The organism is Candidatus Accumulibacter meliphilus, from assembly GCF_036625345.1.
Taxonomy (GTDB): domain Bacteria; phylum Pseudomonadota; class Gammaproteobacteria; order Burkholderiales; family Rhodocyclaceae; genus Accumulibacter; species Accumulibacter meliphilus.
Map to the genome: position 1 here is coordinate 412,591 of NZ_JAZKTZ010000005.1, position 11,057 is coordinate 423,647.

Below are 11,057 nucleotides of genomic sequence, written 5' to 3' on the forward strand. Positions count from 1 at the left end.
ATTTTGTGATGGCACGCAGACCCTGCGACGGGTGCCACACGCAGGGGTAGTTGCGGGCAAACGGAGGGTCACACCCCGACGGGCGAAAGAAAAGAATCCCGTTCGCGCCGCGCCTGTCAAAGGATGACGGGATTTTCCGGTGCCCACCGAGGTTCTTGCGATGAAACAAGCCGATGACTTGTCCGCGTATTACGAGGAGCTCCTTGAAGGTCGTTATGACTGCATCGATCGCATCGTGCTCAATGGCTACTTTCCCCTCGGCCAGCAAGGGGGCGCTTTCCGTACCTGGTGGCGAGCGCTCACCGGATCGGACGCGACCCTGGATGCGGATCACCTGATGCAGATGGCCGGGCGCTTCAGCCGTCGGGTTCATGCCTGGGCCAAGGAGCACAGCATTCCCCTGATCCATTGCCCGCCCGATCTGCGCAAGCACGAGTTGGCCGAGAAATACCTACCCGCGGATCCGCAGTTTCGTGGCCTGTTCCTGATCCTCGTCGCCAAGGCACCTGCCCTGGTCTGGGAGGTGACAACCTGCAAGAACGGTTCGCCCCACCTGGCGCGCAAGAAGCCCTGGCCCTACGTCAATCATTACCACTTTCACCTCATCGACCCCGAGTGGGGTCACCTCACCATCAAAATGAGCGGACATCCGCCTTTCGGTGTCCAAATCATGCTCAACGGTCACGAATGGGTCGAACGGCAAGCCCGCGCGCAGACCATCTCCTTGGAGAAGGAGGGTAACTGCTTCGTCGGGGGTTCGTTCCAGGCTTTGGATCAGCTCGCAGATACCTTGTGCGATGAGCACGCCATAGGGCGACTGGCCGAGGTCTGTGACCGTTGGGTGTACTCGAGCTGCCTGTGCTTCGCTCTGACGATCGAGGAGCAAGAGCGCAGCCGCTTCCGGTACCGCTACTCGGTCTATCAGATCGAGTACAGTCGCAATCTCTTGTTCGTTCGTGGCAACACCCTGGATGCGATCTTCCAGGGCTTGATCGATCGTACCCGGTGTCTGCTCGACGTGCCGGTCCTGCGCACGCTATTCGGCCGCAAACAAAGACCCCGCTGGCGTACCGACAGAAGCCACGGCGTGGCTCGTATCGTGGATCAGTCTGCCTACGACCTGACGGTCTTCAAGGTACATTTCGGAGCGCTGACCCTCAAGCTCTACGACAAGGGAGCGCGCGTGCTGCGCGCCGAGGCCATCGCCCACAACATCAAGGAACTGCGCTGCGGGCGTTCGCTGGAGAAACTCTCGATCATGCTGGCCAAGCTCCAGCACATGGCGATCGACTTTCTCAACGCCATGCAGGCCGCACATGTCAGCTTCCTTCCCGATGGCGTGCTCGACTCCCTCATCGAACCGACCGAGCGCGGCAATCGCCGCTTGTCCGGCGTCGATCTACAAAAGCCGCGCATGCGCTCTGTCGCCGAAGCCCTCCTGCATCTCGCGCCCAATCCCGACGGGTTCACGGTACAAGAGCTTGCTGACGAAGTGCGTCCTTCGCTACCTGAAGTCGCCCGCAACGGCTACACCGGGCGTCAGGCCGCCTACGATCTCATGAAGTTCCGTGGCAAGCAACTTATCGAGCGCGTCGCCAAAACGCGTCGCTACCGGCCCCATCCGACGGGCATCAGCATTCTCGGTGGCTGGCTGATCTTGCGCGAGAGAAAGTCATCAAACCCGTTCTCGCCGGCGCCGGCAAACCCCACCTGGGACCCCCACCCAAGAACATCCAGGCCCTTGACCAGCATTACGAAAATCTCCAGCGCGAGTTGCGCAGCACCTTCGACACCCTGCACATCACCATTGGTCCTGGCACCTACACTAACACCAACATGTTTGCGTCAACATCCGCTTAAGCGCTTAATGTGAAAGTCGCGCAAGCGCCAGCGTGCCGCGCGGTCCCGGGGAATCGCCAAGGCGCGGCTAATGACGGTCGGCAATGCCGCGACGGCTATCGGCTTACCCGCGGCGAGTGACGGCTCGCCTCTTCGGCTTCGCGGCAACCGCTTCCTTGCGCGCTGATGACCCGGGCCTGGCCGGACTTCTCGCCGCGGCTGTGGGCTTGGCAAGAGATTTGTGCTGCCTCCGACCCTCGTCAGGCGCCTTTTTTTCCGCAAATGGGTTGCTGGAGACATTGAATTGAATGCGCAATGGCGTCCCCTGCAACTTGAACACCTCGCGAAAGATGTGCTCGAGATAACGGCGATATGATTCCGGCAGTTTGTCGAGGGCGTTGCCATGGATCACGATCAGCGGCGGATTGCGGCCGCCCTGATGCGCGTAGCGCAGCTTCGGCCGGAACAGCCCGGCGCGAGGTGGCGCTTGCCTGGCCACCGCGTCGATCAGTGTTCGGGTCAGTTGCGGCGTCGGCAGGTCGGCGATGGCCGCCTTGTAGGCCGCATCGACCGAGCGGAAAAGCGCTTCCAGCCCCTGCGCCTGCAATGCCGAAACGTAGTGGAAACGGGCGAAATCAATGAACGCCAACTGGCTTTCCAGAGACCCCTTGATCTGTTCGCGAACATAGGAATCCAGCCCATCCCACTTATTCACCGCAAGCACCAGCGCACGACCCGATTCGCGGATGAAACCAGCAATGTGCGCATCCTGCTCACCGATATCCTGGCGTGCGTCGACAACCAGAACCACCACGTGTGCCTCCTCGATGGCCTGCAGCGTCTTGATCACCGAGAACTTCTCGATGGTCTCGAAAACCTTGCCGCGGCGCCGCAGGCCGGCCGTATCGATGAGCGTATATTTTCTACCGGCACGCTCGAAATCGACGTGAATGGCATCGCGCGTGGTTCCCGGCTGGTCGAAGGCGATGACCCGCTCTTCGCCGAGCAGCGCGTTGATCATCGTGCTCTTGCCAACGTTCGGGCGACCGACGATGGCCACGCGAACGATGTCACTCTCGACTTCGTCGTCCGCTGGCTCGGGAAAAAGCTCCAGCGCCAGGTCGAGAAGCGCCCGCACCCCCTCGCCGTGGGTCGCCGAGATGGCCACCGGCTCGCCAAGGCCAAGTTCATGAAAGTCGGCGATCACCAGACCGTGCTGCATTCCTTCGGCCTTGTTGACCGCCACGAAAACCGCCCCCGCCGACTGACGCAGACGCCTGGAGATTTCCTTGTCCAGCGGCGTGATGCCGGTGCGGCCGTCAACGACCAGGATCACCACATCGGCCTCGTCGATCGCCTGTTCGGTCTGGCGCGCCATCTGGCGCATGATGCCGTCCTTGGCAAGCGGTTCGAAACCACCGGTATCGATCACCAGATAGGGCTTGCTGCCCAGTCTTCCGTGACCGTAGTGGCGATCTCGGGTAAGACCCGGGATGTCGGCAACCAGTGCGTCACGCGTTCTGGTCAGCCGATTGAAGAGGGTGGACTTGCCGACATTCGGGCGCCCGACGAGGACGATGCTCGGCTTCATGGGCAACGACCCTCATCTGGAAGCGCGCGGGGCAAGGCAGGTACTGCTGATTGTCTCTCGATCACTGGACGCCAATCGCGTAGATGCCACCACCCTGGGTCTGCAACAACAACTCGTTACCGAGCTTTTGCAAGGGTGCCCGTACCGGGCTTCCATCGGTACTCAGACGCGCAGCGAAAGAACCATCGTCGCGATTGAGCAGGTGCACCACTCCCTCCACGTCGGCGACGGCGACCAGACCTTCTCTGGCCAGCGGCGAAGTCAACTGGCGCAGGAAGAGCTGGTCCTGCTTCCAGATGCTCGACCCGGTCGCTTTGTCGAGGGCATGCACGGCCCCCTGGTCGTCGGCGACATACACGTAGCGACTATCGATCGACAAACCCGCCGAACTGGAAATGTCGCGCCCCCACATCAGGTTCCCGGTGCCAAGGTCGAAACAGGAAGTGCGTCCCTGAAAAGCGACCGCGCAAATCATTTTTCCATCGATGACCGGCAGGCTGCTGACGTCGGCGATGCGGTCGAGTTCTGTGGCACCCTTTGGCAAGGCAACCGTCCCCTCCCAGAGCGGTGCACCATTGTCGGCGTTGACAGCAATCAGTTTGCCACCGGGAAAGCCGACGAAAACATACTTGTCGACCACCACCGGAGCAGCCATCACACGCACCGAAAGCGGTGGCGTCGGACGTTGGTAGATCCACTTGCGGCTTCCGTCGACCGCGCCGTAGGCAGTCAGGCGATGATCGCCGCTGCGCACGATCACCAGCCCACCAGCCACCGCTGGCGGCGCCAAAACCTCGCTGCTGGCCTTGGCCTCCCACAGCAGTTTGCCATCGGCGGCGTCAAATGCCAGAACCTCACCCTTGACGGTGCCCACCGCCAGCAGCCGTTGATCCGCACCAACCCCCCCCGAAAGTTGTTTCTCGGCCTTGATCCGCCACACTGGCCGGCCATCGTCGAAACGAACAACCGTGCCGTCGCGAGCTGCCGCGTAGGCGGTGGACCCGACCACGGCCGGAACGAAGGTATAGGGCTTGCCTTTGCCGACATCCTCCCGCCAGACCACCCGCGCCTGCGCTGTCGCCTGGATAGGCTGCAACTCGGCCATTTTCGGTCCGCTACTGGCGAACGGATTCAACGCATCGAAGCTCGAACAGCCAGCCAGCAACGCTGGCAGCAGTGCCGGCAGCACTGTCGCGACAAGCATACGCCTCATCAACTGCTCTCCCCGAGCGCGTCGAGCTTCAGCTGCAGCACTTCGCGGTAGGCAGCATTGGCCTGAGAAGCCTGCAGGGTGTTTCTTCCCTTGCCGCTCGGGTCGCCTTGATCGAGCCTGGCCAGGGCGCCCTGGTAGGCTTCACGCGCCTCTGTCTTTTTCCCAACGGCGCTGAACACGTCGCCACGCATGTTCAGGTACAGGGCCGAGAAGCCGGCACCGCTACCCCCTTCAAGCTGGCGCAGCGCTTCGTCGTAGGCTTTTTCGTCAAGCAGCACCGCCGCCAGACGCAAGCGCGCCAGATCGCGCAGCTCATGCTCGCCATTTTCGACCACCCACAGCAACTGCAACTTGGCTGTTTTCATATCCCCGGCGTCGACCATGATCTTGGCTGCCGACAACGCCGCCAGCGGCGCGTAAGCCGTGCCAGCGAATTTCTCGAGCAATTCACCGCTGGCCGCCTTGACACGCTGCGAATCATCTTCAACGACCGCCTTCTGCAGCGCACCATAAACCATCGACGCCTTGGCCGCCTGACCGCGCTGATACCAGTTCCAGCCTTGCCAGGCGATAACGCCGATCGATACGGCGGTCACAATGCCCACCATAAGATTGCCATACTGCTTCCACCAGGCCTTGATCTCGGCGATCTGTTCCTGTTCTTCGAGGTCGTAGGTAGCCATTACGATTCGTCCCAATCCAAAATGGAGTTCATGATTTCGTCGGCGACAGCATCGACGCTGACCCGCTTCTGTTGGTTCGCTTGTTCGCCGATCGCGCGCAACGGCTTCAGCGTCACTTCGCCAGCACCGGCCTCGTCATCGCCGATAATCACCGCAAAGCCCGCCCCCGAGGCGTCGGCTTTCTTCATCTGCGACTTGAAACTGCCGCCACCGCAATGGAAAAGCACATCGATGCCACGGTCGCGCAGGCCCTCGGCGACTCGTGCGGCCAAGCGCGAAGCCGCAATGCCCTGGTGCACCAGATAGACATCGACCGCCGCCGCCTTGGTCTCGCCCCCTGCGTCGCGAATCAGCGCAATCAGCCGCTCGACGCCCATCGCGAAACCACAAGCCGGCGCCGGCTTGCCGCCCAGCTGTTGCACCAGGCCATCGTAACGACCGCCGGCGCAAACCGTTCCCTGCGCGCCGAGGCGATCGGTCACCCATTCGAAAACGGTCAGATTGTAGTAGTCGAGTCCACGCACCAGGCGCGGGTTAATCACGAAGGGCTGTCCGGCATCGCGCAAAACCTGCTGCACACCTTCAAAATGGGCCATCGATTCGCTACCCAGATGATCAATCAGTTTCGGCGCGCCGAGTATCAGTTCCTCTAGCGCCGGATTCTTGCTGTCGAGAATGCGCAAGGGGTTGCTGTGCAAGCGCCTTCTGGCGTCGTCGTCGAGCAGCTCGCAGTGCTGCTCCAGGTAAACGATCAGTTCGGCACGATGACTGGCCCGTTCCGCCGCTTGTCCCAGGGTGTTGAGTTGCAGGCTGATGCCGTCGAGCCCCAGGTCGTCCCACAGGCGGGCGCCCATCAGGATATGTTCGGCGTCGATGTCCGGCCCGGGAAAGCCAAGCGCTTCTACACCGACCTGGTGGAACTGGCGATAACGCCCTTTTTGTGGCCTTTCGTGACGAAACATCTGGCCCATGTAGTAGAGGCGCTGCGGCTGCTGGGCAATCAGATTGTGCTGGATGACGGCGCGCACACAGCCGGCAGTTCCCTCCGGGCGCAGCGTCAGCGGCTCGCCATTGAGGCTATCGACGAAGGAATACATCTCCTTTTCGACGATGTCGGTTACCTCGCCGATGGCACGCTTGAAAAGCGGCGTCGGCTCGACGATCGGCAGGCGCAGCGGTCGGTAAGCATAGCTCTTCAGCCACGAACGAATGGTCTCGTCGAACAAATCCCAGAATTCGGCTTCGTCGGGCAGGATGTCGTTCATGCCACGAACGGATTGTATCTTCTGACTGATCATTCGGCGGCACACTTCCTCTGATAGCTGCGTGCCACGTAGGCATCGACAATGGCGGTGAATTCTGCGGCAATATGCTCGCCGCGCAGAGTGACCGTCTTGGCTCCATCCTCGAATACTGGCGCCACCGGCGTTTCGCCGGTACCGGGCAGGCTGATGCCGATGTTGGCATGCTTGCTCTCGCCCGGTCCGTTGACCACGCAGCCCATCACCGCCAGGGTCATGTTCTCGACACCGTCATACTCGCTACGCCAGCTCGGCATGCGCTCGCGGACGTGCTCCTGAATCGACTGCGCCAGTTCCTGAAAGAAGGTGCTGGTTGTGCGGCCGCAACCGGGACAGGCAATGACCATTGGTGAGAAGGCTCGCAGGCCCATGGTCTGCAACATCTCCTGGGCAACGATCACCTCCTGCGTGCGCTTGCCACCCGGTTCCGGGGTCAACGAAACGCGGATGGTATCGCCGATGCCTTCCTGCAGCAGCACCGCCATCGCTGCAGTAGACGCGACAATGCCTTTGGAACCCATACCGGCCTCGGTCAGGCCAAGATGTAAAGGGTAATCGCAGCGGCGCGAAAGCTCGCGATAAATGGCGATCAGGTCCTGCACACCGGACACCTTGCACGAAAGAATGATCCGGTCGCCCGGCAGACCGATTTCTTCGGCCCGAGCAGCCGACTCCAAGGCCGAGGCAACCATGGCCTCGCGCATCACCTTGATGGCGTCGTGTGGCTCGGCGCGACGAGCGTTCTGGTCCATTATGCGGGCCAGTAGATCCTGATCGAGACTGCCCCAGTTAACGCCGATACGCACCGGCTTCTCGTAGCGGCAGGCCATCTCTATCATCTGCGCGAACTGTTCGTCACGCTTTCTGCCGTGACCGACATTGCCCGGGTTGATCCGATATTTGGCCAGCAGCCGCGCACAATCCGGCTGCTCGGCGAGCAAGCGATGACCGTTATAGTGGAAGTCGCCGATCAGCGGCACAGCGACGCCCATGCGCTCAAGCTGCTCCCGAATCGCTGGCACCGCCGCCGCAGCCTCAGGCGTGTTGACCGTGATGCGCACCAGTTCCGAACCGGCACCCGCCAGCTCGGCGCACTGGATTGCCGTACGCACGACGTCAACGGTATCGGTGTTGGTCATCGACTGGACAACCACCGGCGCGTCACCGCCGACCGATACCTGGCCAACTCTGACCACACGCGTTCGCCGCCGCGCGGCCACGGGCAGCGAATTGCTCATAGCGAGCCCACCGTTTGCCCGATTCTCATTTGACCGAGAGCCGCGCCACGCCCTTGCTGATATGCGGCTCCAGCGCGACGGGCTTGCCCTGGTACTCCACCGCCACGTACTTGGCGTTGCCGAGCACCAACGAGAACGGCGGCTGCCCCTTGATTTCCTGCTGACTGCCGGCCGGCTTGACGCCGAAAGCGACGACCTCACCGCGACCGTCACGCACCTCTACCCACGCCGCCTGGGCAAAACTGAGCTTGAGGCCGTCAGCTGGCGCGGCTTCGGTTTTGAGCTCCGCAGCCGACTTAGGCTTGCTAGCTGCGGTGGCCTCGGCTTTGGGGTCTGCCTTGGTCTCGGCCTTGGCGTTGGCCTTGGCCGCGGGATCAGCGACCATGGCCACCGGGGCCCGCCCGTCAGGCGGCACGGTCGCGCTCGGCACGATGGCTGCGCCGGGCCTTTCTACAGCGCCCTGCGCCGGGATCACTGTGCTCGGCACCGTCAGCGGCGCCACTCCGGTCGACGCCGGCTCGCTAACGCTTGGCTGCAGCTCAGCAGCCGTACGCGGGGTTTCGCTGCCGGTCAGCGCCGCCAACTGCTCCCTCCAGAAGTCCTGCGGCACATAAAAATAGGCCAGCAGTGCCAGCACGAGCAATACCAGACCACCCACCACTGCCAGGTAGTCGCGCCTTTCAGCCCGATCGTCAGCCTGCGGCAAGTGCGAGCTGGTTCCGGCGGAAGCCTCCAGTTGCAGAGTCCGTTGCATGCGCGTCGCATCGAGCCCGCGCATCAGGGCATCAGCGTCCAGATTGAGCACGCGCGCGTAGTTGCGAACGAAGCCGCGAATCATCGTGTTGCCGGGCAAGGCGCCCCAGTCCTCGCTCTCGATCGCCTCCACTTGTCTCGGGGCGAGCTTCAGAGACTGCGCCACTTCGGGGACGCTAAGTTTCCTGGCTTCACGCGCAGAACGCAGCTGCTGCCCGACGCCACCGGCATCGGCAAAGCCCTCTATCGAGGCGTTCCCGCCTTGCACACGAGGCTCGTCATCATTTGAAAACACGGATTGTTTACTCATTCGAAGTTGCCTTTCAGCAGTTCCTGAGCCTCGGGTGAAAGCGGGAATTTTCGCTTCAACTGGGCGCTATAGCGGGCTTCAGCCAGGCGATCGCCCAGCTTCCGCTCGACTCGCACGGCTAACCAGAGGGCCTCAGCATTGGGCTCGGTCTTGCGCAGCAGATCCGAAAGTTGCTGACCGGCAAGCTCTACCTGGCCGCGTCGGTAATTGATCTCCGCAAGCTGCAACAGTGCCTGCGGATTGTTCGGCCGGATGAGCAGACTGTGCTGTACGAAACCCTCGGCGGCATCCAGATCGCCGAGTTTCACGTAACAGGCACCGGCGTTCAGATAGGCCCGATCCGGGGTCTCATACAAGGCGTTTTTCATCGCTCGTTGCAAGTACGGCATGGCTTCCTTCTCTCTGCCAACCTGACAGAGAAACCAGCCATAGTTGTTGTTCAGCTCGGGATCGGTCGGGTCAAGGTTCAGCGCCTGCTGAAAGTCGCGGTCGGCAAGCGCCATCTCGCGGATGTTGTAAAGCACCAGTCCACGCGCACCATGCGCCGGCGCATAGTCCGGATCGACGACGATGGCCATGGTCAGCTCTTCGAGTGCCACAGAGAAATTCTGGCTCTGCAAATAGAGCGAGCCCAACTCGGTATGCAGCTTGGCACGCGTGCGATTGTCGCGCGGTGGCGTCGGCCGTCGCGAGTCCGGCTCTTCCTCGGCTGGCTTTTGCTGCGTGCTCGGCGAAGACGAGAAGAGTCCCGACGAACAGGCGCTGACGCTCAGCAAGGCAATGATCCCGAGGACGGCGCGCCTCATCCGCAAACCTCATGACGATTCTGGTGCAGAACAAAGCTTCGCCGGGTCGTGCGCTGCGTGCGGTCGAGAACCTGCCCGGCGAGCTGACCACAGGCGGCATCGATGTCGTCGCCGCGCGTTTTGCGGGTCGTGGTCACCACCCCGGCAGACATCAGCAACTCGGCGAAACGCCGAATCCGCGGTGCAGGCGAGCGTCGATACGGCGATCCCGGAAAAGGGTTGAAGGGAATCAGGTTGAACTTGCAGGGGACGCCTCGGGTCAGCGCCAGCAGCTCGTGGGCGTGCGCTTCGGCGTCGTTGATGGCATCCAGCATCACATACTCGAAAGTCACAAAATCACGCGGCGCCTTTTCCAGGTAGCGCAGACAGGCCGGCATCAGTTCACGCAAAGGGTATTTCCGGTTGATTGGCACCAGCTCATCGCGCAAGCGGTCATTCGGCGCATGCAGGGAAACCGCCAAGGCCACCGGACATTCGTCACGCAATCGGTCCATCGCCGGCACCAGACCCGAGGTGGACACCGTGACCCGACGCCGTGATAAGCCGTAAGCATTATCGTCGAGCATCAGGCGCAAGGCCATCACCGTATTGTCGAGGTTGGCCAGCGGCTCACCCATACCCATCAATACGACATTGCTGACCACCCGCTCGACGGGGTTTGCCGCCGGCTGGTAAGCGCCAAGCGCATGCCGTGCCTGCCACAACTGCCCAATGATCTCGGCCGCCGTCAGGTTGCGATTGAAACCCTGCTTGCCGGTGGAACAGAAGGAACAATCAAGCGCACAGCCGGCCTGAGTCGAGATGCACAGCGTGCCGCGGTCGTCCTCGGGAATAAACACCGCCTCGACGGCGTTGCCACCACCGACATCGAACAGGAACTTGCGCGTACCGTCGTCGGCAACGCGGTCGGCGACGACTGTCGGCGGCGCCACCGTAGCCAGCCCTTTGAGTTTTTCGCGCAAGCTTCGCGCGATGTCGGTCATGGCGTCAAAATCACCCTGCCCGAAACGATGCATCCAGCGCAACACCTGCCTGGCGCGGAAAGGCTTCTCGCCGTGCGTGGCGAAAAAAGCCGTCAGGCTGGCGGCATCGAGATCGAGCAGATTGACCATCGTGGGTGCAGAAACCTGCGACCTAGCGACCCGAGTAGACGGCCATGGCCGGGAAGAAGAAGGCGATTTCATTCTTCGCCGTATCTTCGCCATCGGAACCATGCACGGCGTTGGCGTCGATCGATTCGGCAAAATCAGCGCGGATCGTTCCCGGCTCCGCCTTCTTCGGGTCGGTCGCGCCCATCAACTCACGGTTCTTGGCAATGGCGCT

The 11,057-nt window shown here is 62.0% G+C and carries 10 protein-coding genes; 1 reads left to right on the forward strand and 9 read right to left on the reverse strand.

The features are described from left to right. The first annotated feature begins 160 nt into the window (after positions 1-160). Complete coding sequence (locus V5B40_RS13040) at positions 161-1,873, forward strand: hypothetical protein (protein ID WP_332354893.1); 1,713 nt, start codon at positions 161-163, stop codon at positions 1,871-1,873. A 90-nt stretch (positions 1,874-1,963) separates the two neighbouring features. Here V5B40_RS13040 and der read toward each other — a convergent pair whose 3' ends face one another. From der to V5B40_RS13085, 9 genes are all read right to left on the reverse strand, one after another. Beyond that, positions 1,964-3,430, reverse strand: a complete 1,467-nt coding sequence (gene der, locus V5B40_RS13045; RefSeq protein ID WP_291995892.1) for a ribosome biogenesis GTPase Der — start codon at positions 3,428-3,430, stop codon at positions 1,964-1,966. A gap of 61 nt (positions 3,431-3,491) precedes the next feature. Continuing rightward, positions 3,492-4,643 (reverse strand): outer membrane protein assembly factor BamB, encoded by a 1,152-nt coding sequence (bamB, locus tag V5B40_RS13050; RefSeq protein WP_291995891.1) that lies wholly within the window; start codon positions 4,641-4,643, stop codon positions 3,492-3,494. Next, positions 4,643-5,326 carry a YfgM family protein gene (locus V5B40_RS13055; RefSeq protein WP_169067570.1) on the reverse strand — a complete coding sequence of 228 codons (684 nt, stop codon included), beginning with the start codon at positions 5,324-5,326 and terminating at the stop codon, positions 4,643-4,645. Before V5B40_RS13055 ends, bamB begins: the two co-directional genes overlap by 1 nt. Continuing rightward, positions 5,326-6,621 carry a histidine--tRNA ligase gene (gene hisS / locus V5B40_RS13060; RefSeq protein ID WP_169067592.1) on the reverse strand — a complete coding sequence of 432 codons (1,296 nt, stop codon included), beginning with the start codon at positions 6,619-6,621 and terminating at the stop codon, positions 5,326-5,328. Before hisS ends, V5B40_RS13055 begins: the two co-directional genes overlap by 1 nt. After that, positions 6,621-7,865, reverse strand: coding sequence for a flavodoxin-dependent (E)-4-hydroxy-3-methylbut-2-enyl-diphosphate synthase (ispG, locus tag V5B40_RS13065; RefSeq protein ID WP_169067571.1), 1,245 nt, complete (start codon positions 7,863-7,865; stop codon positions 6,621-6,623). Before ispG ends, hisS begins: the two co-directional genes overlap by 1 nt. A 25-nt stretch (positions 7,866-7,890) precedes the next feature. Continuing rightward, entirely contained in the window at positions 7,891-8,928 is a 1,038-nt protein-coding gene (locus V5B40_RS13070; RefSeq protein WP_169067572.1) for a helix-turn-helix domain-containing protein, read from the reverse strand. Next, a complete protein-coding gene (pilW, locus tag V5B40_RS13075; protein ID WP_169067573.1) occupies positions 8,925-9,734 on the reverse strand; it encodes a type IV pilus biogenesis/stability protein PilW in 810 nt (269 codons plus the stop codon). Before pilW ends, V5B40_RS13070 begins: the two co-directional genes overlap by 4 nt. Continuing rightward, entirely contained in the window at positions 9,731-10,846 is a 1,116-nt protein-coding gene (gene rlmN / locus V5B40_RS13080) for a 23S rRNA (adenine(2503)-C(2))-methyltransferase RlmN (RefSeq protein WP_291995888.1), read from the reverse strand. The genes pilW and rlmN overlap by 4 nt, the downstream gene beginning before the upstream one ends. A gap of 22 nt (positions 10,847-10,868) precedes the next feature. Further along, positions 10,869-11,057 (reverse strand): nucleoside-diphosphate kinase (locus V5B40_RS13085; RefSeq protein ID WP_332354894.1); only part of this gene is annotated, 189 nt, incomplete at its 5' end.